23 protein-coding genes and 1 tRNA gene are annotated in these 25977 nt (G+C 51.6%); 11 read left to right on the top strand and 13 right to left on the bottom strand.

The window, feature by feature from the left end; genetic code table 11:
- Together H6F80_RS02305 and H6F80_RS02300 are read left to right on the top strand one after the other, a co-directional pair.
- A partial coding sequence (locus H6F80_RS02305; protein WP_190789995.1) for a S9 family peptidase occupies window positions 1-1462 on the top strand: 1462 nt, incomplete at its 5' end.
- A gap of 26 nt (window positions 1463-1488) precedes the next feature.
- Window positions 1489-2136, top strand: coding sequence for a phosphoribosylanthranilate isomerase (locus H6F80_RS02300; RefSeq protein ID WP_190789994.1), 648 nt, complete (start codon window positions 1489-1491; stop codon window positions 2134-2136).
- A gap of 32 nt (window positions 2137-2168) precedes the next feature.
- Here the strand turns inward: H6F80_RS02300 and H6F80_RS02295 are convergent, their stop codons facing one another.
- Together H6F80_RS02295 and purH are read right to left on the bottom strand one after the other, a co-directional pair.
- The gene (locus tag H6F80_RS02295; RefSeq protein WP_190789993.1) at window positions 2169-3053 is read right to left on the bottom strand and encodes a 2OG-Fe(II) oxygenase; all 885 of its coding nucleotides are present in this window, start codon (window positions 3051-3053) and stop codon (window positions 2169-2171) included.
- An 11-nt stretch (window positions 3054-3064) separates the two neighbouring features.
- On the bottom strand, window positions 3065-4621 hold the full coding sequence (gene purH, locus H6F80_RS02290) for a bifunctional phosphoribosylaminoimidazolecarboxamide formyltransferase/IMP cyclohydrolase (RefSeq protein WP_190789992.1): 1557 nt from the start codon (window positions 4619-4621) through the stop codon (window positions 3065-3067).
- A gap of 298 nt (window positions 4622-4919) precedes the next feature.
- On the opposite strand from purH, the gene H6F80_RS02285 reads away from it, so the two are divergent.
- From H6F80_RS02285 to coaBC, 3 genes are all read left to right on the top strand, one after another.
- Window positions 4920-5573 carry an alpha/beta hydrolase gene (locus H6F80_RS02285; protein ID WP_190789991.1) on the top strand — a complete coding sequence of 218 codons (654 nt, stop codon included), beginning with the start codon at window positions 4920-4922 and terminating at the stop codon, window positions 5571-5573.
- A gap of 111 nt (window positions 5574-5684) precedes the next feature.
- Window positions 5685-5897: a protein IsiD gene (gene isiD / locus H6F80_RS02280; RefSeq protein ID WP_190789990.1), complete on the top strand. Its 213-nt coding sequence runs from the start codon at window positions 5685-5687 to the stop codon at window positions 5895-5897.
- Window positions 5898-6061: 164 nt separating this feature from the next.
- Window positions 6062-7294, top strand: a complete 1233-nt coding sequence (coaBC, locus tag H6F80_RS02275) for a bifunctional phosphopantothenoylcysteine decarboxylase/phosphopantothenate--cysteine ligase CoaBC (RefSeq protein WP_190789989.1) — start codon at window positions 6062-6064, stop codon at window positions 7292-7294.
- 114 nt (window positions 7295-7408) lie between these two features.
- Here coaBC and H6F80_RS02270 read toward each other — a convergent pair whose 3' ends face one another.
- Window positions 7409-8389 (bottom strand): LysR family transcriptional regulator, encoded by a 981-nt coding sequence (locus H6F80_RS02270; RefSeq protein WP_190789988.1) that lies wholly within the window; start codon window positions 8387-8389, stop codon window positions 7409-7411.
- Between the two features lie 535 nt (window positions 8390-8924).
- On the opposite strand from H6F80_RS02270, the gene cupS reads away from it, so the two are divergent.
- Entirely contained in the window at window positions 8925-9326 is a 402-nt protein-coding gene (cupS, locus tag H6F80_RS02265; protein ID WP_190789987.1) for a CO2 hydration-associated protein CupS, read from the top strand.
- A gap of 316 nt (window positions 9327-9642) precedes the next feature.
- On the opposite strand, the gene nuoH is transcribed toward cupS, so the two are convergent.
- The 3 genes from nuoH to H6F80_RS02250 all read right to left on the bottom strand — a co-directional run bounded on the left by nuoH (window position 9643) and on the right by H6F80_RS02250 (window position 12439).
- Window positions 9643-10755 carry an NADH-quinone oxidoreductase subunit NuoH gene (gene nuoH / locus H6F80_RS02260; protein ID WP_190789986.1) on the bottom strand — a complete coding sequence of 371 codons (1113 nt, stop codon included), beginning with the start codon at window positions 10753-10755 and terminating at the stop codon, window positions 9643-9645.
- Between the two features lie 102 nt (window positions 10756-10857).
- Window positions 10858-11877 carry an AraC family transcriptional regulator gene (locus H6F80_RS02255; RefSeq protein WP_242067123.1) on the bottom strand — a complete coding sequence of 340 codons (1020 nt, stop codon included), beginning with the start codon at window positions 11875-11877 and terminating at the stop codon, window positions 10858-10860.
- Window positions 11804-12439 (bottom strand): histidine phosphatase family protein, encoded by a 636-nt coding sequence (locus tag H6F80_RS02250; protein ID WP_190789985.1) that lies wholly within the window; start codon window positions 12437-12439, stop codon window positions 11804-11806. Before H6F80_RS02250 ends, H6F80_RS02255 begins: the two co-directional genes overlap by 74 nt.
- Before the next feature lie 276 nt (window positions 12440-12715).
- Here H6F80_RS02250 and H6F80_RS02245 point away from each other — a divergent pair, with 276 nt between their 5' ends.
- Complete coding sequence (locus H6F80_RS02245; RefSeq protein WP_190789984.1) at window positions 12716-13927, top strand: lysophospholipid acyltransferase family protein; 1212 nt, start codon at window positions 12716-12718, stop codon at window positions 13925-13927.
- Here the strand turns inward: H6F80_RS02245 and H6F80_RS02240 are convergent.
- The 3 genes from H6F80_RS02240 to H6F80_RS02230 all read right to left on the bottom strand — a co-directional run bounded on the left by H6F80_RS02240 (window position 13902) and on the right by H6F80_RS02230 (window position 17693).
- Window positions 13902-14324: a DUF2141 domain-containing protein gene (locus H6F80_RS02240; RefSeq protein ID WP_190789983.1), complete on the bottom strand. Its 423-nt coding sequence runs from the start codon at window positions 14322-14324 to the stop codon at window positions 13902-13904. The two genes, H6F80_RS02245 and H6F80_RS02240, sit on opposite strands and share 26 nt — an antisense overlap.
- Window positions 14325-14909: 585 nt before the next feature.
- Complete coding sequence (locus H6F80_RS02235; RefSeq protein WP_190789982.1) at window positions 14910-16295, bottom strand: NAD(P)/FAD-dependent oxidoreductase; 1386 nt, start codon at window positions 16293-16295, stop codon at window positions 14910-14912.
- Between the two features lie 201 nt (window positions 16296-16496).
- Window positions 16497-17693: an aminotransferase class V-fold PLP-dependent enzyme gene (locus H6F80_RS02230; RefSeq protein ID WP_190789981.1), complete on the bottom strand. Its 1197-nt coding sequence runs from the start codon at window positions 17691-17693 to the stop codon at window positions 16497-16499.
- Between the two features lie 360 nt (window positions 17694-18053).
- On the opposite strand from H6F80_RS02230, the gene H6F80_RS02225 reads away from it, so the two are divergent.
- Window positions 18054-19742 (top strand): TM0106 family RecB-like putative nuclease, encoded by a 1689-nt coding sequence (locus tag H6F80_RS02225; protein WP_242067122.1) that lies wholly within the window; start codon window positions 18054-18056, stop codon window positions 19740-19742.
- Window positions 19743-19875: 133 nt separating this feature from the next.
- On the top strand, window positions 19876-20376 hold the full coding sequence (locus H6F80_RS02220) for a hypothetical protein (RefSeq protein WP_190789980.1): 501 nt from the start codon (window positions 19876-19878) through the stop codon (window positions 20374-20376).
- A 135-nt stretch (window positions 20377-20511) separates the two neighbouring features.
- On the opposite strand, the gene H6F80_RS02215 is transcribed toward H6F80_RS02220, so the two are convergent.
- Entirely contained in the window at window positions 20512-21360 is an 849-nt protein-coding gene (locus H6F80_RS02215; protein ID WP_190789979.1) for a M48 family metallopeptidase, read from the bottom strand.
- A 370-nt stretch (window positions 21361-21730) separates the two neighbouring features.
- Between H6F80_RS02215 and H6F80_RS02210 the strand changes: the two genes are divergently transcribed.
- Window positions 21731-22267, top strand: coding sequence for a DUF4330 domain-containing protein (locus H6F80_RS02210; protein ID WP_190789978.1), 537 nt, complete (start codon window positions 21731-21733; stop codon window positions 22265-22267).
- Window positions 22268-22547: 280 nt separating this feature from the next.
- Here the strand turns inward: H6F80_RS02210 and H6F80_RS02205 are convergent, their stop codons facing one another.
- Window positions 22548-23600 carry a glycosyltransferase family 61 protein gene (locus H6F80_RS02205; RefSeq protein ID WP_190789977.1) on the bottom strand — a complete coding sequence of 351 codons (1053 nt, stop codon included), beginning with the start codon at window positions 23598-23600 and terminating at the stop codon, window positions 22548-22550.
- 489 nt (window positions 23601-24089) lie between these two features.
- On the opposite strand from H6F80_RS02205, the gene H6F80_RS02200 reads away from it, so the two are divergent.
- A complete protein-coding gene (locus H6F80_RS02200) occupies window positions 24090-24635 on the top strand; it encodes an O-acetyl-ADP-ribose deacetylase (RefSeq protein ID WP_190789976.1) in 546 nt (181 codons plus the stop codon).
- A 249-nt stretch (window positions 24636-24884) separates the two neighbouring features.
- Here the strand turns inward: H6F80_RS02200 and H6F80_RS02195 are convergent.
- Both H6F80_RS02195 and H6F80_RS02190 read right to left on the bottom strand, forming a co-directional pair.
- A tRNA-Ser gene (locus H6F80_RS02195) sits at window positions 24885-24969 on the bottom strand.
- A 40-nt stretch (window positions 24970-25009) separates the two neighbouring features.
- Entirely contained in the window at window positions 25010-25972 is a 963-nt protein-coding gene (locus H6F80_RS02190) for a TIGR04168 family protein (RefSeq protein ID WP_190789975.1), read from the bottom strand.
- Window positions 25973-25977: the final 5 nt, after the last annotated feature.

Here is a 25977-nt window from a genome sequence, read left to right as displayed (position 1 = left end):
GTCTTCCAATCCGCAGACTGTTCTCGTTTCAGGGTCAGATTTTTATGCGGCTCCGCGTCTCAGTCCAAAAGGCGATCGGCTGGCATGGCTCAGCTGGAATCACCCGAATATGCCGTGGGATGGGACGCAGCTTTGGGTGGCAGAGGTTCGCCAGGATGGGTCATTGGGCGAGGCGCAGCTTATCGCGGGGGGAGAAACGGAATCAATTTTTCAGCCAGAATGGTCGCCGGACGGGACGCTGTATTTTGTCAGCGATCGATCGAACTGGTGGAATCTGTATTGTTGGCGGGGGGGAGAAGTTCAGCCCATTTGTCCGAAGGCGGCGGAGTTTGGGCAGCCCCTGTGGGTGTTTCGCATGACGAACTATGGTTTTGCCTCCGCCGATCGCCTCGTTTGTACCTATGTAGAATCGGGCATTCAGCATTTGGCACAGATCGATACCGCCTCGTTTGAACTCACAGAAATTCCAATTCCCTATTCCAGTCTGGGTGGTTTGCAGGTAGGGGATGGGTTTGTGGCGTTTGTGGGCGGCAGTGCAGCGGCTCCCAGCGCGATCGTCCGATTAAATTTAGCGACAGGGGAAACGGTAGAACTGCGGCGATCGAGTTCTTTGGAGATTGATCCGGGCTATATTTCTGTGCCTCAAGCGATCGAGTTTCCCACGGCAGAAGGAAAGACAGCGTTTGCTTTCTTTTATCCGCCGCAAAACAAAGACTTCCAGACTCCCAATGGAGAACGACCGCCGCTGCTGGTCAAGATCCACGGTGGTCCCACGGCAGCAACTTCTGCTAGTTTTAGCCCCGGCATTCAATATTGGACGAGTCGCGGCATTGCCATTCTAGATGTGAACTACGGCGGCAGTACCGGATACGGACGCGAGTATCGGGAACGGCTGAAGGGCAGATGGGGCATTGTCGATGTGGAAGACTGCATCAACGGCGCGAAGTATCTGGTGGATCAGGGCTTGGTGGATGGCGATCGGCTCTGTATCGATGGCGGCAGTGCGGGCGGTTATACAACGCTGGCAGCTCTCACATTTCACAGCACCTTCCGGGCGGGAGCAAGTCACTACGGCGTGAGCGATCTGGAAGCGTTGGCAAAAGATACGCATAAATTTGAGTCGCGCTATCTGGACGGTTTGATCGGCAAATACCCAGAAGAAGTTGCCCTCTACCACGAACGATCGCCCATTTACGCCGTCGATCGCCTCTCCTGTCCTGTAATCTTTTTCCAGGGCAATGAAGACAAAATCGTGCCGCCCAACCAAGCAGAAATGATGGTGGACGCACTGAAGGCAAAAGGGCTACCCGTGGCGTATGTCCTGTTTGAGGGCGAGCAGCACGGCTTCCGTAAAGCCGAAAATATCCGACGTGCCCTCGACGGCGAACTGTATTTTTATTCGCGGGTGTTTGGCTTTGACCTGGCGGAGACGATCGAACCTGTGGCGATCGAGAATTTATAATCAAGACTCTAGAAATTCTAGAAATTATGCGCGTCAAAATTTGCGGAATTACTGACCCGGAACAAGGAAGATCAATCGCTCAAATGGGAGCAACGGCGATCGGGTTTATCTGTGTGCAGCAGTCTCCGCGCTACGTCACGCCGGAACAGATTCGCGCTGTGGTCGATGATTTGCCTGAAGGCTGCACAGTCGATCGCGTTGGGGTCTTTGCCAATGCGTCGATCGAAGAAATTCTGCAAGTGGTGGCGATCGGGCGGCTTAACGTGGTACAGCTTCACAGCAGCGAATCGCCCGAATTTTGTCATCGGTTGCGCGATGCCTGCAAAAACAAATTTGGGATAATCGAGCTAATCAAGGCACTACGAATTCGCACAGAAGCAGACCTGGAACAGGCAGAAGCTTATCAAACCTGTGTCGAAACGCTCCTGCTCGATGCCTACCATCCAGGAATGCTGGGCGGCACAGGTCAAACGATCGATTGGTCAACCCTGCAAACCTTCCGTCCGATGTGCAATTGGCTCCTTGCGGGCGGACTCACCCCCGATAACGTGCGCGATGCACTGCGGCTCACCCGTCCAGACGGAATCGATTTATCGAGCGGTCTTGAGCATTCTCCCGGTCAGAAGGATTTGCAAAAAGTAGCGCGATTGTTTGCGGAACTGCGATCGATTTAGGATGCGGGTCTATGGATGTGGTTCAGCAAATTCTACCGACGAATCCAGCCGTTTACCGTGAATCGACTATCCGCAAACGATCGCGAAGGACAGCGCACAGGCAACACTTCGTGCATATAGCGGCTGAGGAACAGAACGATGCTGTTATTCCTGGGATCGATCGTCTGGAAGGTGTCAGCCTGGACAAAGAAATTATCTTCGATGCGGCTATCGTAAATTAATAGCTCTCCGCCGGAAAAAGCCTTGGGTTGACGATAGAAATAGTAGACATAGGTGAGTTCGCGGGTAGCAGTGTCAGGACTGCCATTGTCGTTGTGGATGCGGTAATAATTGCCGTCATTGTGTCCGGTAATTTGCGCTTCGATATCCTGAGCGGTGAATGGTGGAAGACCGAGTGCTTTGATGACATCGGGAACGATCGAGCGAATGCGATCGGTGATGAAACTGTGAACTTCAGGGAAATCGTACAGCACAACCGACTGGCGATAACTTTCATCTCCGGTTGAAGTCGTGGTGCTTACAAATTCTGCTTCGCGCTCCAGAACGTAATTGAGCAGCATCTGATGTTCTTCTGGCGAAAGGAAGTCATCAACCTGAACGGACTCGGACGGTAAAACGCCATCTGAAAAGCGCGGAATGCCAGCCGGAACAGGGGTCACGCTCTGGGTTTGCATCACGATCGGCGGCTCGGTCACCATGCCCACCAGTCGATCGCACGGAAACGCCAACACTGCCTGTCCCTGATTGAGCGGGACCTGAAACAGCCGCCGCACCCGCTTGCCTTCCCAATCTGCCAGCACTTCAAACAATTGCTCCAGCAAAGGATTCTCAGACTGAATGGCGACCTGGTACTGCTGCCCTCCTGACAGAAGCAGCGTGACTTTGACGATTTCCGGCAAATCCTGAAATTCTGGCATAGCGCGTAACCTTAGTGCAAGAAGTGTCTCATTCCCGTCAACACCATAACAATGCCCAATTCATTTGCTGCTGCGATCGAATCTGCATCGCGCATACTGCCCCCTGGTTGAACGATCGCCTCAATGCCTGCTGCCGCTGCCGTTCGCACCGAGTCATCAAACGGGAAGAAGCCATCGCTAGCCAGCACTGCGCCTTTGGTTTTGTCTGCTGCCTGCTCCAGCGCAATTTTCACCGACCCAACGCGATTCATTTGTCCTGCGCCGACTCCAAGCGTAGTGCGATCGTGGGTGATCACAATGGCGTTTGATTTAACGTGCTTACAAACCTTCCAGGCAAACAATAGCTCGGCAAGCTGCGACTCGGTGGGCTGGCGATCGGTAACAATTTTCCAGTCGGCAGGATTGGCAATTTGATCGTCTGCCGTTTGTACCAGAAATCCACCTGCAATCTGACGCACCAGTTCCTTTTCACCCCGGCTCAAATCCGGCAGCACCAACACCCGCAGATTTGACTTGGTTGCCAAAATCTCTGCCGCTTCTGCATCACAGCCTGGAGCCACAATACATTCGAGGAAAGTCTTCTTAAGTTCGTTTGCGGTGGCTCCGTCGATCGATCGATTTAGAGCCACAATGCCGCCAAATGCAGAAGTCGAATCGGCGTTAAATGCTTTTGTGTAAGCCTCTACCAGCGAACCGCCTAACGCCACGCCACAGGGATTGGTGTGTTTGATAATTACTGCCGCCGCTTCCGAATCGGGAAACTCTGCCACAATCCGCCGCGCTGCTTCCAGATCGACCAGATTGTTATAGCTCAGCTCCTTGCCCTGTAACTTCTCCGCCGCTGCCCAGCCGCTCGCACTTCCCCCAGTCTGATACCACGCCGCAGGCTGATGCGGATTCTCGCCGTAGCGCAATTCCTGCACTTTCTGTCCGTTGAGGCTGAATAGGTTAGGCAAACTGGCAGACGGAGCTTCTTCTTGCTGGCTCTGCTGACTCAAGTAATCTGCGATCGCCCGATCGTATGCTGAGGTATGCTCAAACGCCTGCAGCGCACAGCTCTGCCGAAACGCGATCGACGGAGTGCCGTTCTGCCGCAGTTCCTCTAGATAATCGCCGTACTGATTGGGATTGCAGAGAATCGTCACATGGGCAAAGTTTTTCGCTGAGGCTCGCACCATCGCCGGACCGCCAATGTCAATTTGCTCGATCGCCTCCGATAAGGTTACGCCCGGTTTCGCGATCGTCTGCTGAAACGGATACAGGTTGACGACGATGAGATCGATCGGATTAATCCCATTTGCTGCCAGATCGGTGACATCCTGAGGCACATCGCGCCGCGCCAAAATGCCTCCGTGAATGCGGGGATGCAGCGTTTTTACCCGTCCGCCCAAAATCTCTGGCGACCCTGTGTAGTCTGAAACTTTCGTCACGGGAATTCCCGCATCCTTCAGCGTTTGCGCCGTGCCACCACTGCTGATAATGCTGAATTCAAATTCTTCGACAAGCGATCGAGCCAGATCCACCAACCCTGATTTGTCCGAAACGCTCAGCAATGCAAACCGTGCCATGACTTCTACTCTTTATCGATCGCCTTATTCAGAATAGTACGGAGGTGGAGGGAAGGGTAGATGAATTGAGGGGTGGCGGAGTGGATGAGTGGGGGTTGGAGTTGAAGGGTTTATGGGTTAGGGCAGTGATTTGGGTTAGGGGGCTGGTTGTATTTCGTTACGGCTTCTTGCTGAGACTTGCGTTTGCGAAGCGCGCCGATGCCACCTAATCCCTCATCTCCCCTTTTCCCCATCCCCCATCCACGCTTTTTTTGATAAACTTTCACCGCATAAGATAAACCTTTACCGCATAAACAGGATGACGCTGCAAGCAATTTTGGTTCCGGCAAAACGAGAACCTGCAAAAGGATTACTCGTCGGGCTGCACGGATGGGGCGCAAGTGGTCAGGATGTAGCAGCCGTTGCCGCTTATTTGAATTTGCCAAACTATCAGTTTGCCTTTCCCGATGCGCCGTTTCCCTTTCCGTATGGCGGTGCGGGGCGCGTCTGGTATAACTTTCCGGCGAACTACTCCTTTGCTAGCAGCTCTGATTTTGCAAAGAATGCGGAGCTACAAGCCAGCCGTCAGCAGTTGACTGATTGGCTCCGATCGCTCGAATCTCAAACCGGGGTTCCCCTTTCCCGGACGGTGCTAGCAGGTTTTTCTCAAGGTGGCGCAATGACGCTAGATATTGGGCTGCAATTGCCTTTAGCAGCGATCATGATTTTGAGCGGCTATCTCCATGCGCCGATCGACCTTCCCCAACCGATTAATGCCGCTAAACTGCCGCAGGTGGTGATAATGCACGGACGATCGGATCAGGTGGTTCCTTTACGGGCAGCGCATCAGGCACGCGATCGGCTGACAGAGCTGGGACTTCCGGTTGTGTATGAAGAACTCACGATGGGACACGAAATTTCCATGTCTGTCTTAAGCCGGATGCAAAGTTTTATAGAAGATAAGCTTGAATAGCCCCGATGGAGGAGGGGTCTGCGAGTAGGATAGGGGTAAGTCGCGTCTGTGGCTTTGCGGATACGCACGTCAACTTCAACCCGCACAGATGCGGAAATTCGGAGGGGTCAGATGAAAGCATTACACTTTTCGCGTCAGGAAATCGAGAAGATTACGGATACGGAATTGGCTGCGCTGGCAACCCGGCTGGAGCAGGACGAATACACCAGTCCCTTTGAAGGGCTGCAAGACTGGCATTTGCTGAGAGCGATCGCCTTCCAGCGTCCCGAAATGATCGAACCCTACTTGTATTTGCTGGATCTGGAAGCATACGACGAAGCTTAGAAAAAGGCATCATCCCCGAGCCGCCCCCTGGTTTTGCAATGATGGGGAAAACCTGGCTTTCCTCTGGGTTTTCAGAGTCCCCATTTCTGGAGGATTGAGGGGGCGATGATAGGAGATTTAATATCCTTTGAACACCCCTGCAAGGGTTTGTGGCGAGATTAACAATGCTTCAAGGTCGCCGAATTCTCATTGGCGTGGGTGGCGGTATTGCTGCCTATAAAGTGTGCGAGGTCGTTTCGACACTGGCAAAAGCGGGTGCAGAAGTGCGCGTAATTCTGACCGATCGCGCCCAGCAGTTTATCTCACCCCTCACCCTTGCAACCCTGTCCCGTCATCCGGCTTACACCGATGCAGATTTCTGGCAGCCGACCCATCCCCGTCCCCTGCATATTGAGCTAGGCGAATGGGCAGACGTGTTTTTGCTGGCTCCGCTCACGGCAAATACGCTCGGCAAACTGATTTATGGCTTGGCAGATAATTTGCTAACCAATACGGTGCTGGCTTCGACCTGTCCGGTGCTGCTAGCTCCGGCGATGAATACCGATATGTGGGAGCAGCAAGCCGTGCAGCGCAACTGGCAGCAGCTTCAAACTGATTTGCGCTATCACGCGATCGACCCCACTGCCGGAATCCTGGCGTGCGATCGGGTGGGGAAAGGGCGCATGGCAGAACCCGCCGAAATTTTGTCCTATTTAGAATCGCTGCTCGTCACAGGCGGCAAACGCGACCTGAGCGGCAAGCAAATTTTGATTAGCGCAGGCGGAACCCGCGAATACCTCGATCCGGTGCGCTTTATTGGCAATCCCTCGACGGGAAAGATGGGCGTTGCCCTAGCACTGGCAGCCCTGCACCGAGGCGCAGCAGTAATGCTGGTTCATGCCCCGATCGAGCTAAATTTGCTTGCATCGCTTAAGACAGCCCGACTTGTGCCGATTGTAAGTGCTGCCGAGATGCAGCGAGAAATGCAGCAGCTCATGCTCCAAGCCGACTGGATTGTCATGTCTGCTGCCGTTGCCGATGTGCGTCCTGCCGAATTTCACCCGGAAAAATTACCGAAACGATCGCTTCCCGATACCCTGCCGCTCGCTGCGGTTCCTGATATCGTGGCAGAGTTGAGCCAGCGTAAGCAGCCGCGCCAAAAGCTCATCGGCTTTGCGGCACAAACCGGAGATATCCTGCCGCCTGCCCTGGAAAAACTTCAGCGCAAAAACCTGGACGTGATTGCAGCTAATCCAGTCGATCGTACGGACAGCGGCTTTGGCAGCGATCGAAATCAGGCGGTTTTTCTCGATCGAGCAGGACGAAAGCAAATTTTGGAGCCTTGCAGCAAGCTACAGATGGCTCACGCTTTGTATGATTTTGTGCAGTATGACTTTGTGGAGGGAGAATCAGGCTAGAGTTTGCCCGATCGCCAGGGTGGGCACCATGCCCACCCCATGAAATGACTGGAGAATTGCCCTGTTTTTGCGCCGATCGCCACGCTTAAAACCAGATAACCTCACAAGATAAGATTACACGGGCAAAACTTCTGCTTCTGGTTGCGCTTCGCCGGTTTCTTCACTGCCGTCTTGCCAGGGCAGAGCCATGTAAGCATGGGAAAGCTTTTGGGCAGCATCCTGCAAGTATTCCAGGAACGTGTTGGCGACAACCGAGAGCTGCTTGCCTGCCAAATAAACCACATACCACTGTCGCTGAATCGGGAAGTCTTCTACGTCCAGAATCGCCAGTTCGTTTGCAGTTGCATCCATCGCCAGCGTATGGCGAGACAGCACCGACAATCCCAGCCCTCCAGCGATCGCCTGCTTAATCGCTTCATTGCTACCCAGCTCTAGCCGCACTTTCACCGAGAGCTTGTGTTCATCGAGCAGCTTCTGGAGTGCGCCTCGTGTACCCGACCCTGGCTCCCGCATAATAAACGGCTCTTCGACCAAACGCTTCAGCGAAATGTGCTTTTCCTTCGCAAGCGGGTGATCATGGGGCGCAACGACGACGAGCGGATTGTCCAGGAATGGATAAGTTTTAATATCGAGATGCTCAGGAACCTGACTCATCACGTAGATATCATCCTGGTTGTTGGCAAGCCGCTCAATGACGCGCTCGTGGTTAGTAACGGTCAGCGACACATCAATGCCGGGATACTCCTTGCAGAACGGACCCAAAAGGCGCGGCATAAAATACTTGGTGGTCGTAATGACTGCAAGCCTTAAGCGTCCTTGTTTCATGCCCTTGAGGTTGGCAACGGTCATTTCAAGCTGCTCAAGTCGCTGAAAAATTTCCTGGCAGGTTCCAAACAGTTCTCGCCCAGCCTCGGTCAGGTACAGCCGTTTACCAACCTGCTCAAACAACGGTAGACCAATGGCTTTGGTAAGCTGTTTGACCTGCATCGAAACCGTGGGCTGTGTCAGGAACAACTCTTCTGCGGCGCGAGTAAAACTACCGTGGCGGGCGGTCGCCTCGAAGACTTTGAGTTGGTGTAGGGTCGCGTGTATCAACTGCGAATTCTCCTAACGAACGGGGACAAAAAAATCGAGCGGCGAGGCTTTAAATTCGGAAAAGGAGCGGTGTCGGTCAACGCTAGCCTGAAGTCAAGCCAGAAGAACAACCTTGCTCCTTATAGAACCAAGTCTATCATAGATATTTGAACTAATGATTTTTATCTATAGATTTCAAGGTTAAGATATTACGCAATGGAAACTACATGAGTTCCCTTCCAATAAGCGTTGCACGTTGAAAGGAAGACGGGTTGGGTTCAGGTAACCCCTTAATTCCCATTCCAGCAGTCTAGATTGAGAGTTGTCTCGTAATGGTCAGAGCTGCACGTCTTGCAGTCTGAGCACAGAGCGAGAGGCTGTTGAAGATTAAAGATTGCTCCAGCCCTTCCTCCTTAAAAATACGCTGCAACGCTCTTTCTTGAGATTTTTCCTTCAAAATTATTTTGAAAGGCTACTCGAAATTTTGTATTGTTCTTTATTGTGATGCTGATGCGTCAATCACAGCCTTCTTGTTCGCAGTTAGGTCATTTCTTATATGCCAGACATTGTTGATATTGCCGTTGGTGCTGGTTCGTTCAACACGCTTGTCACCGCAGTTCAAGCGGCTAACCTGGTGGATGTGCTAAAAAGCCCCGGTCCTTTTACGGTGTTTGCGCCTAATGACGACGCATTCGCCAAGCTCCCGCCCGGAACAATTACGACGCTTGTCCAAAACATTCCACAGCTCACAAGGATTCTCACGTTTCATGTGGTTCCGGGTCGGCTCAAGAAAGAAGACCTGGCGAAACTGGGCACGGTTACTTCCATCGAAGGGTCGCCTATCCCGATCGACTGCTCAGATGGGTTTGAGGTGAAAAACGCCACAGTGCTTGCTGCTGATATCGAAGCAGACAACGGGATTATTCATGTGCTCGATCGCGTTATTCTCATGGGCTAATCTCAAGCCTAATCTCAGGGTTAATCCCAGGGTTAATTTCAGGGGCTAAAGCGAGAACAATTCGCAAATTGGCATTGCTGAATGGAAATTGGATTATCGGATAGGAAGTTCTGCGCTAGGGCTGGATTGCAAACTCCCCTTACAGAATTCATCCATTGATCAGCAATGCCCACAAGTTTTACTGCTGTATAAGCTTCTATCTAAGCTTCCAGTGAATGAGCTTTAGGGCGATCGGCTGGAAGCTTTTGCGCGTTTTCAATCTGAGCGTGGTTACATCTAATCAGGAAGTCGATCGCTCCAGGCGAACCGTTAGATCTTAGCCGCCAAACGCCGCAGGAAACGCCAGTTTCAATCCCGCAGTTGCAATGAGATTGACTAAAGAAATCGGCAGCATGAATTTCCAGCCGAGGTCTAGAATCTGGTCGATTCGCACGCGAGGAACCGTCCACCGAATCAGGACTGCGAGAAACACCATCAGATATGCCTTAAACAGCGTGGTGACAATGCCCAGGCCTGCCAGCAGAATTTGCACGGGGGCGGATAAGGAGATGTTGAACCACTGGACGATCGCCTCCGTCGAAACCGGGAACTCCCAGCCACCCAGATACAGCACCGCAAACAGCAGACCCGATAGCACAAGCTGCGTGTAGGACGTGCCGTAAAACAGCATGAAACGAATACCCGTATATTCCGTCTGGTGTCCTGCAACAAGCTCTTCTTCGGCTTCCGGCAGGTCAAAGGGCAATCGCTCACATTCTGCCAGTGCCGCGATCCAGAAAATCAGTAAGCCGATCGGCTGTCGCCACGCATTCCAGCCCAGAATGCCATAGCCTGACTGTTGCTGCACAATGTCGATCGTGCTGAGCGAATTCGACATCAGCACCACTGCCAGCACCGACAGCGCAAGGGGCACTTCATAGCTAATCGACTGAGCTGCCGCTCGCAGTCCCCCAATCAGCGAGTATTTGTTATTTGAGGCGTAGCCTGCCATCAATAGCCCGATCGGCGCAATGCTCGATAGCGCGATCCAAAGGAAAATACCGATGCCCAGGTTTGTAATCACGATCGTTTGTCCAAACGGCACAATCAGATAAGACAAAAACACAGGCACAAACACTAGCAGCGGCGCGAGGGTAAATAGCCAGCGATCGACCCGATTTGCCAAAATGTTCTCTTTAGTGAGGAGTTTTAAGACATCGGCGATCGGAACCAGAATGCCAAATGGACCCATAAACTCTGGACCAATTCGCTGCTGAGCTGCCGCCGAGACTTTGCGCTCCATCCAGGTTGTGACCAGCGCGAACAATGTTGCAAACGTAATAATCAAAATCATTGGAATTGGCATCCAGATCGCCTTCGCTGTGCCTGTGGGAATCCCGAAGCCGTTGAGCAAATCAATAAAGTTAGTTTGAAAATCGAGCGATTGCATTTTTCATACCTCCAACGAATAGGCTGCTTTCAGTATCAGCAGGAGCAGAAAAGGAATCTTGGAGATTTTTCCGATTTTTGGAGATTTTTGCGATCGATTGGGTTAGCGCAGCATTTTGGGGGTGATGCCAAATTGTCGTTTGAAGTGGCGATTCAAGTGGCTTTGATCGACAAAGCCGACCAGCAAGGCAGTTTCGGCGATCGATCGTCCCTGCTTTAAGAGCTGTTTTGCCCGTTCGACGCGACAGCGAATCACAAACTGATGCGGACTCATGCCGGTCGCCTGCTTGAATCGCTGAGCAAAATAGTGGGGACTCATCTGGGCAACGCTCGCCAGTTCACTCAAGCTCAAATCCTGATCCAGATGGGCGTGAATGTAGTCGATCACCTCCTGAATCTGGTGGTGTGGCAGTCGTTCAACTTCAGTTTGCAGCTTGAGCGGACGAACCGTGTAATGCTGGAGCAGATGCACCATCAGCGTGTTTTCCAGAGTTTCGGCATAAAGACGGTTACCGATCGCATCTTGCTCAATCGCCTGCTTGAGCGATCGTCCCAGTTGGTGCGTTAAGGGATCGGAGGTGGCAAAGCGCGGGGTTAGCTCAACCCGATCGGGATCAAGAAACTCGTACCCTGCCTGTGCTAAACGAACTGGCTCAACGCCCAGCAAAATTACGCCACCTGCTCGATTCCACCGGGTCGCACAGCTCACGCCTGCAGGGGTAATCACCATATCGCCTTCCTGCACATCTTCCTGCCGAAACTGCCCGTCGAGCCGTCGCTCTGCCCGAATCGAAGTGGGCATATCGGTAAAAATGGCGATGCCGTGCTGCTTAGTGCAAACTTCTGGCGTTTCACCGGGCGGCAGGTAATCGTAGGCAAAGTAAATGCCGCTCCAATTCCTCGCCAGATTTGTGAGCTGCGGTCGCCTGGCAAAGACGCGCTCGTAGCCCTGTTCTGGCTCCTGGGCAAAATCGATCGATAATTTTGCTGCCATCACCGATTCCCCTAATTCGCTGAAGGTTGAAGGACTGCGGTGATTTAATTTTGCATCAAGTTCCCGGTCGATCGCGCAACGTTTTGTCCATATAGGAGCGATCGCCCAAAATTTCCAGCATCGGACCATGAATGTTAAACTTCACCACACTCATCGAAGCCGCCAGCAGACCAATGCGATCGCGATAGCGTCCCAAATCAATGCCTAATAGACTGCATAGCAAAATCCGAATCGTGGCTTTGTGGGAAACCACCAGCACATTGCCCGTATGCTTTGCTTCGATCTCGGCAATCACGAGCGAGGCGCGACTGGCAATTTGCACCGAAGTTTCGCCGCCTGTGGGCGGATTCCAAGCGGGTTCGGTCAACCAGTTGATGTAATCATCGTGAAACTCGGATTGCACTTCCTGCTGAGTTTTGCCTTCCCATTTGCCATAGCGAATTTCCTTCAGTCCGTCTCGAAGCTGCATTTCCATGCCGATCGCATCACAAAGCGGTTTCGCAGTGGCGATTGTGCGCCGCATCGGGCTAACGTAGATTGCCTCCCAGTCCACGTCTTGATAAGCTTTGCCAAAGTCAGCTGCCATGAGATGTCCTTCCGCTGTCAAATCCGGGTCAATTTCGCCGCAGTAGCCCCCGGTTTGGCTGTAAGTCGTTTCCCCGTGGCGCAAAAAATGAAGCTTCAGGCTCATAGGTTGTTTAGAAAACGGTTAAAAACAGAATCTAGTCACACAATGCCGCAGAACTGCCAACTCAGCCTCTTCCGATCGAGTAATTCAGTTTAATTCAATGATCGATTTAACGATCGATTCAACGAGTAATGGTGTTGCTGAATCATGAGATGAACAAGCAAGCAAGATGCACTCATCCAGAGAATATTTCTACCAGTCTTGCAGATCACCTTTAGACTGAAAAAAGCCTTTCCCGTGGGGTGGAAGGAATTGGTATGTTTGTCTCTGTGTCTGCTCATGAAACCTCGATCGCAGCCGTTTTATCCTGCCCAAATTAATCTCCCGCTCTTGCGAGGGCTTCAGCAAATTGCGCCCTGGATAGTTCGATTGTGCTATCGGCTGGAACTGGTGATTAGCTCTGATCCGAGGGTGCAGCTTGAGACGCTGAAGGGGCGATCGTGTTTGCTGGTGTGTAATCATCCGACGTTTGATGATCCGAAGGCGGTTTTTTTGCTGTCGTCGCTGCTTCAGGAACCGTTTTATTACCTGACCGCGCATGAACCGTTTCGCGGCTGGCAGGGTTGGCTGTATCAGCGATTGGGAGCTTATTCGATTCGTCGCGGCTTAGCCGATCGCGACAGCATTGCTTACACGCTCAACCTGCTGCAACAGCCAAAGACCAAGCTGGTGATTTTCCCCGAAGGCGGCTGTTCGTTTCAGAATGATACCGTGATGCCGTTTCGATCGGGCGCGGTGCAAATGGCACTTCAGGCAATCAGCCGCAAAATGAAGCAGGGCGAGGCAGCTCCAGATTTGTGCATTGTGCCGATCAGCCTCAAGTATCGCTACACGGGCAAAATGGCTCCGGTGATTCACCAAACCCTGAGGCGATTAGAACAGGCGTTACGTATTTCGTCGGAGGGCGATGTGTATGAACGGCTGCGGCGGGTGGGGGCGGTGGTGATCGATCGCTGTGAACAGGAAGCCAATCTCATGCCTGTGCCGGGAGCCGACTGGAATCAGCGCATTGCCCGGCTCAAAGCCGAAGTGCTCGATCGCTGCGAACAACAACTGGAGATCACCTCAGCCACTACAGAACCAGATCGGGAGCGGGTTTATCGAATTCTGAACACGCTGGAAGCCCATCACAATACTTTGATGGCAGACGGAGCAGACGCGCTGGATGTAATGTTTCGCGCTGGGCGACGAGTGTTGAATTTTGATGCGATCTACGACGGTTATGTTGCTGCGAAGCCAACGCCAGAAAGATTTTTAGACACGCTGATCCGCCTAGAGCGCGAAGTTTTCGGCATCGACCAGCCTGCCCCTAAGGGACATCGACAGGCATTTCTGCGAATTGGTGAACCTGTGAATCTCAAAGATTATTATGCTGCCTACCGTGCCGATCGCACCAGTACGGTCAACCAGCTTACACGCCAGCTTCAGCAAACCGTGCAGCAAAATCTCGATATCCTGACTGAGGCTACTTCAAGAGGTATTTCATGGTAATCGAGACGATCGACTGATTTGCACCAAACTCAAATGCCGCTTTTTCAAATGAAGGGGCACCGAGCCAGATTGGAGGATTACTCGAAAAGCCGATGCCTTCTTGGGGAATACCGATCGCGTTGAAGTTCAGTTGACCGTCCATATTCTCGTCATGATGCACAGTCACGGCATATTTCCCGTAGGGCAAATCCGGCAGCTCAATTTCGAGCAGGGCTTCGTCCACTTCAAAACTGCCCGATCGCACGGCACGGCTGATGTCTTTAGGATATCCATCTGCACTGGCAAAAACGGCAAGATGAACCACACCTTTTTGGCTACGGAGCCCGTCAATTCTCAAAACCAGGGTTTGAGCAGCAAGCGTTATCGAGGAAGAACTAGAGCGGGGTAAGGGAGTCACAGGCAATCCTTGGGATAATAAACGACCTTAGGGAATAAAACTTTAATACAACGACTCGGGAAAGATACGGACATTCCGTAATTTCTCTTACCATTGCATAGCCATTAGCCGATCGCAATCCCTCAATTCATAGACCTCCGGCAGCCCACGGAGCATCAAAAGATAGAAAGGTAAGGGAAGTGTTTTACCCCCCGGAGGGAGCCTGAGAAATTGTTGGAGAAGCATCAGAAGTTTTACATCGCCCCCGCGATTTCCCAATCGGGTTCCCAATTTCGGGGAACTTTAGAATCCTTAGAAGCACTAAGTTCCCCTAGCATTGGAAGAGTCGGAGGGCGGTTCGGATTCACAATCCGCTGTTAGGTCACACAACACCAATTTGACACAACACCACAGAAATTAAAGTGAGTGGTGAAACGGGCTAGCGGTGCCCCAATTTCTGCATCCACCGTGTGTCTCATGGAATTTCTCCTGAACCTTAGGTTGAGTGACGCCTTTTCGCCATGTCTCTACCCTAAGCCAGTGCTTTTGTTGACTCAGCCTAAAAAAGTCAGCCGCTCAAGTCTGAAAAAGTCGTATCCAAGCTGGCTACACATTCACAGGTGTATTCTGATGCTCCCTTGGATGCTCTGGTACATGGAACTCGCCTTTGGCATCAATGCCTACCTCAAATAGGTCAGCTTCTCCGGTGATCAGTCTAGCTCCACGCTTGCGCGTAAAGTAGCTCCAGCCCCACTGGATCATGACCACCAGCTTGTTATCAAACTCAATGAGATAGTAAATGTGAGCGAACATCCAGAATAGCCATGCCAGAATGCCTGTGAATTTGACAAAGCCTAGATTGACCACCGCTTCGTTTTGCCCGATCACCGCCATGCTACCGAAGTCAGAATAGCTAAACGGCGGCAAAGTCAACTGATGAAGTCGCTGCCAAATCAGTTTCGCCACATACTGCCCCTGCTGCATGGCAACGGGAGCCACACCCGGTAGCACTTTTCCTTCCTGGTGAGCAAAGTGCGCCAGATCGCCAATCACAAAAATATTGGGATAGTTCGAAACGCTCAAATCGGGTTCGACCATCACTCGTCCCGCTCGATCGAGCGTTGCGCCCGTGCGTTTTTCCAGCACTTCGCCCATTCCCGATGCCTTGACTCCGGCTGCCCACAGCACCGTTTTTGCCGGGATTTGCTCGATGCGATCGCCCTCTTTTGCCGTCACAGTGTCGCCGTCGATCTGAGTAACCAGGGTTTTGGTCCGAACGGTCACGCCCAGCTTTTGCAGCGACGCCATCGCTTTCTCGGATAGTTCCTGTGGGTAGGGCGGCAGCACGCGATCGACTCCTTCCAGCAGAATAATTTGTGCCTCGCTGGTGTCAATCTTGCGAAAATCGTCCTTTAGCGTTTTATGGGCTAGTTCTGAGATTGCGCCTGCCAGTTCCACCCCGGTCGGACCGCCACCCACCACGACGAAATTGAGCCACGCCCGCCGTCTTTCAGGATCGGTTTCTTTTTCGGCTGCTTCAAACGCCATGAAAATCTTGCGGCGAATTTCCAGCGCGTCTTCGACGGTTTTCAGTCCGGGGGCGATCGACTTCCACTGGTCATTCCCAAAATAGAAGTGGCTCACGCCCGTGGCGATAATCAGCGTGTCGTAGGGCTGCTCCATGCCCGGCATGATGACGACCTGGCGTTCCGGGTCGATGTCAGTGACTTCTTCCAACAGCACATGGGTATTTCTGTGGCGACTCAAAATGCTGCGAAGCGGCGAGGAAATATCAGCAGGAGAGAGGCTTCCCGTTGCAACCTGATATAGCAAAGGCTGGAATAAGTGAAAATTACGCTTATCGATTAGCGTTACATCGACGGGGGCACGTCGAAAGGCTTTCGCGGCATACAGGCCACCAAATCCGCCACCGACAATCACCACTTGATGCCGCCCAGAAGGAGGGGCAGGTTGCTGTACAGAAGTTTGCATAACGCTCTGACTCTACTTGCTATCTCTACTTTCAGTTCAACCCAGTCAAATCAACCCAGTCAAATCAGCTCGGTCAAAAAATTCCTACTTTTCGTAGCTTAACGTACGTTCATGAAGTTACCGTAACAAGTGCTACGGCTTGGATAAATTATTGGATTTTTTCAATGGTTTCTATCGGGAGATAGAGAGGAGCTTGACCAATTACTGAAATTTTTCGATCGTTTCGATGAGGCGATCGATTTCAGATTCCAGCGTCAAATAATGCACGCAGGCGCGCACGCAGTCCGGGTCGAGAATCGTCCGCAGCAAAAAGCCCCGCTTTTCAAGGAACTGCACCAGTCGCCCGTGAACGTTGTCCTCCTGCCCCATCACCTGAAACGACACCAGCCCCGACTCCGGCGGACTTGTACGAAGGCATCGAATCCAGGGAATGTTGTTCAGCTTTTGCCAGAGAATGCGGCTGAGATGCAAAATACGCTGATAGCGAGCTTCGGTAGTGCCCCAAGTGCGATGGGTGGCGATCGCCTGTCTCAACCCGGCAAATAACGTATAGTCTGAGGTGGCAATTTCAAACCGTCGTCCGTCGGGCTGCCATCCGGTCGGATTGCCTTTGGCATCTTTTGTAATGCCGCGCCAGCCAATAAACGTCGGGCTAAAGGTTTCCAGAACAGGCGATCGAACGTATAGTCCCCCGATTCCGGCTGCACCACACCACCACTTGTGCCCGGTAAAAGCATAAAAATCCACGTCCAGGGCATCCAGATTTAGAGGCAGCATTCCCACCGACTGCGCCGCATCTACCAGCAAATAAATTGGCTCTCCCTTAGTCGGGTAGCTGTGGCATACTGATGCGATTTCCTTTAGCGGCAAGACCTGCCCGGTGTTCCACAGAATATGGCTAATCGCGACCATTCGAGTTGTCGGCTTGAGATGCGCTGCAAGGGTCGCCACCGGATCCCCTTCGTTCAGCGTTGACCGCAGGGGGCAGGTGGTAATTTCTACGCCAAACCGTCGCCTAATCTCCTGCGCTGCTGCAATCACCCCTGGATGCTCACAGTCCGACAGCAGCAGATGATCTCCCGCTTGCCAATCCACACCCCACAGCGCAATATTGCAGCCCACGGTCACATCTTCAGTCAGCGCAACGGTCGCGATCGAAACACCCAGCTCAACGGCGATCGTCTCTCGCATTTTTTGCCCTTCCTGCATCAGCCAGCGATTCGCTTCGTCAGAAAACGGTCCAATTTCCTGAAGGAACTGATGCCCATGCATAATCGCATCGATTGCGCTCTGGGTCATGGGTCCCTGTCCACCATAGTTAAAATAGGCTTTTTGCCGCAGTGCCGGGAATTGCTGACGGTGCTTTTCCAGTTCCAGGAGGATGGGGGTGAGGGTCATAGAAGAAGGGCGAAAGCATCGGACGCGGGGGATTGCTCGAATTCTAGCAACTTTGGCTGGGAGGGTGGGGTAAAGGGTGGATGAGGGGATGGGGGTAACGTTGCTTGTGTTGCTTATGCAGGATGCGTTAGCGCAGCGTAACGTATTATCTTTTGAGCTTTGCGGCTCAGGGAAAGCGGGTGAAGAAGCAGGAATTAGGAAGGAGTTAGTGGTCTGAAAAACTCGCGAACTTTAGCACAATTTTGCAAGATAAGTTAAAGTCATAGGAGAGCAATTGCGTAAATCTTCGTATGGATTTTAGGGTACGAAACGCTGCGATCGGAATTCCTAGTTGCCATCCTCGCTTCAGGATGGAGGACTTTGACGGCTAACCCTCACCAGCCGGAGTTTGTGGGGGCTGAGTCGTTGCCAGCCTCACTCAGTCTTGTGTCCAGCCAGCAGCCTATCATCAGCACAAAGCGCAACTCTGAAGAAACTGCTTCTCGCCCGATTTTGATTCCCGCCGTTGTACCTGATGTTTCGGCTTCGGGTATCATTTTGCCCGAATTGCTCGAATCAGAAACTCTTGCTGAACTGCAAACGATTTATTTAACCGACGATCTGCTGTTTACCTTCCAGCGATGTCGCCGTCGCTCGTTTCTGGATGTCTATGGCGATCGATCGCTGCAAGATCCGCCCAGCAATTATTTGCTAAAGCTAAAGCAAGATAGCCAGACCCACCAGCAGGAAATTTTGCTCGAACAGCCTGCCATTCAGCCGGATTATTTTGCCAACAACTGGGCAGCCGGAGCTACCGCAACCCTGGAACTGATGCAGCAGGGAGTCGATCGCATCGCACAGGGCGTTTTGCTGGTGGTGATCGAAAATGGCATTACGTTGGTCAGCAGTCCAAATTTGCTGGTGAAGCAGCCCGGACAGTCGATTTTTGGTGATTGGATTTATGCACCCGTTGATATTCGGTTAGGTAAGCGTCCTAAGCTTGATTATCAGGTTGTTGCTGCGTTTCATGCCTATTTGCTGGCAGCTGTCCAGGGAGCCTGGTCAGAAACAAGCTGGCTGATTTTACGCCGACGTGGAGCGTATGCGGTTAACCTGACGGAACTGCTGCCCCGTATGGAAGAAACGCTGCAAGGCTGCATCGAAACGCTGCTGCACCCCGAAGAACCTGAAATTTTTATCTCCAGCAATCGTTGCGATCTGTGTCACTGGTATAGCCACTGCTATGGCATCGCTCAGAGCCAGATTCACCTGTCGCTGTTGCCCGGAGTCACCCCCAGCCGCTACATCTATCTCAAAGAGCATCAGATTACAACGCTCGAAGCTCTGGCCGCCATCCAGCCTAAAAAGCTTGAATCTTTGCCCGGATTTGGCCCGCAGGTTGCCCATCGGCTGATTCGTCAGGCACAGGCAGCTTTAACGAATGAGGCCTTGCCAGACTGCCTACCCCAGGAACCCGTCCCCTACCCGCTGCTGTCTGAGGCAGAATTACCCACTGCCCCGATCGAACTTTACTTTGACATCGAAGCCGCCCCCGAACAGAATATTGTCTATTTGCATGGTGTGCTGGTGGTCGATCGCCTCAACCAAACCGAAACCTTCCACGCACTGCTTGCAGAAAACCAGACTGACGAATCCCTGGCGTGGCAAAAATTCCTCGATCTGGTCTGGCAATACCCCGATGCACCTATCTATCACTTCTGCCCCTACGAAGTGCAAACCGCCAAACGTCTTGCCCAAACCTACGGCACCCCCACCCACCTGATCGCGCCCCTGATCCATCGCTTTGTGGATCTGCATGAGCGGATCACCCGCGTTGCCATCCTCCCTGTGGAAAGCTATGCGCTGAAACCGATCGCCCGCTGGGTTGGCTTCGACTGGCGCGACCCAGAGGCAAATGGGGCACAGTCCGTCTGCTGGTATGACCAGTGGGTTGCTACAGGCGATCGAACCTATCTAGATTTAATCCTGCGCTACAACGAAGATGACTGCCGAGCAACTTATGTTGTGAAAGATTGGCTGGTGCAGTTCTGCCAGACCCAGAGGGATTAAAAAGTACTGTTTGAAGAATCGTATTAGGAGTCCTGCATTGCCCCCTAAATCCCCCATTTTTAATCTGCCGCGCTGAAAGCGCGAGGGGGACTTTAAAATAGGAGAAATTTCTAAGCATCTTTGTCAACGTCCTATGGGAACTGCGTTTGAAATCGGCTTAATTCTCAACCTGCAACCTGAACTGGCAAGCGAGGATATTGAGACATTAGAGTACATGACACGATCGCAAGATTATGATTTTCAAACGCTGCTTGACGATGCCCTTTTCACAGAAGGCAAGGAATGGAGAAGTATTATTGCAAACACAGAGATAGAGTATGAACAGAAATATCGCTCTCAACTTCGTCGGAGTGTTTTCAGTAACAACCAATTATGTTTTCGCATCGAGATAGGAGACGATTGGTGCTGGGGCGGTCCTTGGAATTGGTTCTCGGATTGGCTATTTTTAATCAGCACTGACGAAGGCTTAGTCGGTTACATGATAGATATCACTAAATTCAAAACTGAGCTAATTTACTTTGAGAAAAGCGGGATAACTTTGCAGGTTGTTGAGGACTTTAAAGTCCCCAGCAATTTAGTCAATTCGCTAAGCGAATCATTGGGTGGTGCAGGGAATATCGATTTCAAGTCATAGGATGCTAGTGAAGCATAAAATATCGGTTTCAGAGCTTCAAAACTAATTTCAGAACTATCCCTTTAAAACTCAAAGTCCCCCAGAATTGGGGGATTTAGGGGGCTGCAAAGCCTCAAACACCAGTCCAACCTTGCCCTATCTCACCGAAGCAATCTTCGATCGATAAGTGGCACTATCTAATCCATCTCCCATATTTGCCGTTGCCGGATCGATCGTTCGATCGAGGGCAACAATTCGATCGCGTACCGCCGGGTGGGTGCTGAGAAACGAAGGAATCGATCGCTGGTTTGCCAGCTTTTCCATAAAGTCAACCATTGCCCCTGGTGCATAGCGCGTTCGTCTCAGGTTTGCCAGTCCTTTTTGGTCGGCTTCAAGTTCGTCCTGGCGGCTGTTGGGGCGACGTACGGCAAACTCCACGCCCAACCGCACTGCGGCATTGCGATCGAGTCCCGCTGCCGAAACCAATCCTGAAGCCAGTGCGCCTTCCCGCAAATTTTCGACCGCATGACGACCTGCGATATGTCCGATTTCGTGGGCAATGACGCTGGCAAGCTGCGCCTCGTTGTCTGCCGCTTTCAGCAAACCCGTGGTGACGTAGACAAAGCCGCCCATTGTGGCAAAAGCGTTGATCTGATCGCCTTCCACAACTTGAAAGGTATAGGGAATGTTGGGACGATCGCTAAACGGTGCAAGCCGCTGTCCGATCTGATTCACGTATTGCGTGATTGTCGGATTGTTGTAGATCTTGATTTCTTCTGAAACGAGCTGCTGATTAATTTGTCGTCCCAGTGAAACTTCTTGCTGATCCGACAGAGTCGAAAGCTGAAGCACCTGCACACCGCGCAGCAGCAAATCGAGCAAGGGAACTGCCTGCGAAGTATGTGGGGTCGCGATGACCAGACTCACTGCGGTAAACAGCGATAGCAGCCCATATAGCCAGCGACGACGGAAATAGAGCGAGAGGCGATCGAAAAAATTAAGCATATCTGACTGTGGTTCTCAGAGTGCAGGTTCATTAAGGATGCGTAGACAGATTTTGCTGCAAGGGATTGGGGGCTGAGTGGGTTAGGATGCAGCGATCGTAGTTTGCATTCAAGATCCAATAGGCAAAACCAAACTGGGCAAAACCAAACGCCCTATTATTCGTTAGACGAAGCAGCAAAATGAAATGTTTCAGCCGATGTTCAGTTCTCTGATCGCTATTTTAAGCATTCCCTCTGTAGCGTCGAAATGGTCTATCGCAATGCCTAATTGAAACGATCTGCGAAAATGATTGGGTCAGTGACTTCAATGTGCCAACTTCGCCTACAATGATCTTGCTCTTTTCATCCGGTGCTGGGCACTGCTCAACCCAATGGCTATTTTGGATTCTAAAGGTCGGCTATTTGGCAAAATTAGCATTCTCGATCTGGGTGCAGGTCTGGTAATTCTGCTGGTGCTGGTCGGGCTGTTTCTGTTGCCGGGAAGCGGTGGCTCTGTGGCGCAAGTAGGTACGTCAACCAAGCCGATCGAAGTTGATGTGATCGTTCGGGGTTTGACGGTGCGCGATCCGCAGGCGTTGATCAAGTCGCTGGAAGACGAAAAGAAGACCAACATCATCATCCGCAATCAGCCCTTCGGTCAGGTGAATGTCCTGGGAGTGCAGCAGCTTCCGCGCACGGTAGCCGTTCCTCAACCCGATGGTTCCGTGAAGTCGTTTCCCGATCCGCGTCCAGAATTGAACTACACCGTAGACATGATGGTCACGCTGGGCGGCAATGCTCAAATTGTTGAAAATGGTCCTGTTCTGGGCAACACCAAAATCAAGGTTGGAACGCCCCTCGAGTTGGAAGGGCTCACCTACCGCTTCAATGCGCCTGTGATCGGAGTCAGAATCAAAGATCAGGCGTAGGCAGATCTGAAAGACGCAAGACTACTTGCCTGGAGCAAAGATTCCGATCGCCCTGGAAAACCTTGCTCAGCAGGCAATGAATGCGATCGTCGATTGTTCTCACTAAAGTGCTGAGTTCTTTGAATCAAGAACAGAGTGATCAGTAACAGATTGATCAACAAAAGATCGATCGCGTGATTTCTGCGTCTTTCAGATTTGCTTAGTGAACGCTTAGTGAACCTCGCTAATCTAGCGAACAGCCCCCTGCAATTGCTCGATCGCTGGCTCAATGCCTGAAGCGTTAATATACCTTTAAGTGATTGAGGGCGAGCAGCAATGTGGTCAGGTCAATTTCGTAGGGGTCTTTGATAGGAAAAGTAAGGGTATTTCGAGGACGTTTATCGAAGTCTAAATAGCGCAAAACTTTAGGGGTCATTTTTCCGCGAACTCCGCACCATCTGCCATTGAAGAGTGTGGCGAGCCGACGAAATCCGGGGCGACTGAGGGTGAAGCAAGGGGAGAACAGTTCAATCAGTCGAAGCCCGCTCCCTGCAACTTCTGGATTTTCTAGCCCCCGGCGATTGAAAACGAAGTTGGCGGTTCCAGCTCCATGAGCAACAACTGCAACTTTGGCATTCCGGCAAATCGACCATTCTTCACTTGGGGTTAAATCTTCAAAATAGTAAGTGACGAAGCCTCGCTTTTCTAAAAACTCAGTGATTTCATCATTGTTGCTTAATTGACGGCTGCCTTTACGGGGAATAAAAACTCGTTCAGGTGTATTAGGATTGTAGTCTTTAATTTCAAGATCGTAAGCTTCAGGCTGAAATCCATAAAGCTCTCGATTTGGAGTGACTTCAACCACTTCTCCAAAAACATTACCATCAGTGCAAATCGTGGGAATCCCCAATCCGTCATAAACTTGGCGGGCTAATTCTGTAGCACTTGCATTCAACACAACATAAATCTTAGCTTCTTGACCAAGATGCTCTGACAAAGCCTTTTTTGCAAGCAAGACAGGAGTCGCTACGTTATCAATAATATGGCTTATATTTTTTTCTGTATCATATCGACCGTCATAAACAAAACGACCTGAAAAATCCAGGGTTTCAGAACCCTTCAGGGCCTGATTGAGTTTATTATGGACTTTCCATTTCCAGCTTCCTGTTTGTCTGGCTCCTGTATCTTTGCTGTTAACTTGAATCTGTACATTTTTTTCTGGGACAGACTCTTCGGGTAGGAGGATTGTTTCTGTGAAAGCTGTATACACATCGGCGGCGCAGGTTGGATAAGCAAACATAAGTGCTGAATCAACCACGTATCCTGGAATGCGATGTTGTAATGAAATTTGCATCTGCGATATCTCCAGCAATCAGCTAATTCTATGTATGCATTGGCAATGAAATCCTGCCCAGCCAAAACATTTGGCAAGCCAATAGTGTCACTATGCAATCTCGATCGCTCAAGTGCTTTGTTCCTACGCTCTAATTTTTCTAAAGGGCGATAGGACGTTACTTGTAACCCTCTGCTAGGACGGCTCAGTGTAGGCTGTGCGTAGCAGTAAATATGGCATGAAGTTATGTGCTAACACTTAAGTTTGCTTTCGCTTCATTAAATCTTTGTTATTCCCCTCAGGATGAGAGAATGACCCTTACGGAGGCTATACTGAACGGACAGCTTCGCTTTGAGCAGTAAGAGCTGCTTGTAAATGTTAGTTAGATTCAGTCCGATAGCTGTGATTTTCCAGGCTCGTTAATGCTTCGTCAGTATGTGAAGCATTCATCAAGTTATTACTTTATTCAAAGTACCCTTGAGTTCTTTACCTTTGAGGCATAAGAAGCTTATGAACCTCTCGATCGCCCTAGGTGACATTACGCAGCAAGCTGTGGATGCGATCGTTAATGCTGCCAATTCTTCTTTGCTGGGGGGCGGCGGAGTCGATGGGGCAATTCATCGGGCAGCAGGCAGAGCACTTCTAGAGGAATGTCGGCAGCTTGGCGGCTGCGAGACCGGACAGGCAAAAATCACGCACGGCTATCGGCTTCCAGCAAAATGGGTAATTCACACGGTTGGTCCTGTCTGGCGCGGCGGCAGTTATGGAGAAGATCAACTTCTGGCGCAGTGCTACCAAAATAGTTTGCGATTGGCGCTCGGCTATAACATTCGATCGATCGCCTTTCCTGCCATCAGCACCGGAGTTTATGGCTTTCCCCTCGATCGTGCCACTCAAATTGCCCTCAGCGAAACGCTAAATTTTTTGAGTCAGGAACCCCGGATCGATCGCGTGATTTTTGTGTGCTTCAGCGAGTCTGCCTATCAGTGTTATCGATCGACGCTGGCAACGCTAACGGGTGAGGTTGCTGAGGTTGAGTCTGATTCCGCTGGATAGCCGGTGGAAATGGTTGGCTGAGACGTTTGTAGATCTAAGCTTGAGCTTTGCAGGAGGCGAGTTGAGCCGTCTTGCAAGACGAACAGATTGGTTATTTGGAGTGGGAGAGTTTGCAGAATCCTGACTTATACTGCATTCAAATCGAAAATGGGAAAACCCAAATCGACCGAATGGTTCAGGCATCTACCCCAACCTAGTAACTTATCCCTTCACCGGTTATCTTCACCGGTAACTTATCCCCTCAATCAACGGAGAGGGTGGGATTCGAACCCACGGTACCTTTCGGTACACTCGATTTCAAGTCGAGCGCATTCGACCACTCTGCCACCTCTCCAGACGGCAAGATTATCTTAACAGGTTGACCTCAAAAGATGCTAGTGCGTTGGTAGGGAAGCGGGCTCTGCCTGGTATAGCACCTGTTCAGAGACGATCGCGTCTTCTTCATCGAGCCACACTAAAGAAGCTTGCGTTATCGTTCCGGCTTTCATTTGCACCAGGGAGAAATTGCGCTGGCGTCCGGCTTCGGTTTGGATAATGCGAGGCACACTGGCAGCATTGAGATAGACCGTTCCGGTGGGGAAAACATCGATCATTTTTCGCAGACGGTCTTTGGTGTGGCGCAGCCCGTGGTGCATGTGTCCGAAGGTAACGAGGGGAACGGACTTGCCCAGGAGCAGCGTTTCTTCGATCGCCGCTGTCAAATCCGGGTCGCCGTGGTCGCCGCCAAGGGGTTTCCAGTCCTTGCCGCACGGGTCTTCGGGCTGAGCGCCCAGTCCTTTGGGTCCGCAGTGCCCGATAAAGAGTACCGTGTCGAAGGCAGCATCTTTCACCGCCTGCACAATTTTCGCCGTCGATTCTTCAAAACTCTGCACCCCATACCGCTCTTTGTAAAACTGCCCGTGGGCTGACCAATCCGAGCCGCCCCAGCTAAACGGACGGCCACCCACTACGCTGAGATTAAATTCGGGAAAGTCGAGTTTGCCATAGCCGACATGGGTTGCTCCCAAGAGATCAAGCTGTTGCTGTACCCGATCTTCGGTGTGGGTTCGCAGCTTCTTGCCCCAGTGAGTTGCGGTGTACCAGGCATCGTGGTTGCCCATCACTGCCGCCTTGGGAATCGACATCTCCGCGATCGATCGCACCACTTCCACCGATTCATTGCCAAAGTCACCCACCAGCAGCACCAGATCCACGCCCAGATGCTTCAGGGCAAGCTCGTCGGCGGGTTCCCACAGATCATGGACATCGCCAACAACCGCGATCGTCAGGGCATGGGAAGTCGAGGGAGTTGAGGTAGAAAAATTGGCGGCGGGAAGCGGAGTGTGACCGTTAACCATGCTGT

The sequence above is a fragment of the Leptolyngbya sp. FACHB-711 genome, from assembly GCF_014695615.1.
GTDB lineage: Bacteria > Cyanobacteriota > Cyanobacteriia > Elainellales > Elainellaceae > Leptolyngbya_A.
This window is presented reverse-complemented; position numbering and strand designations above follow the sequence as displayed.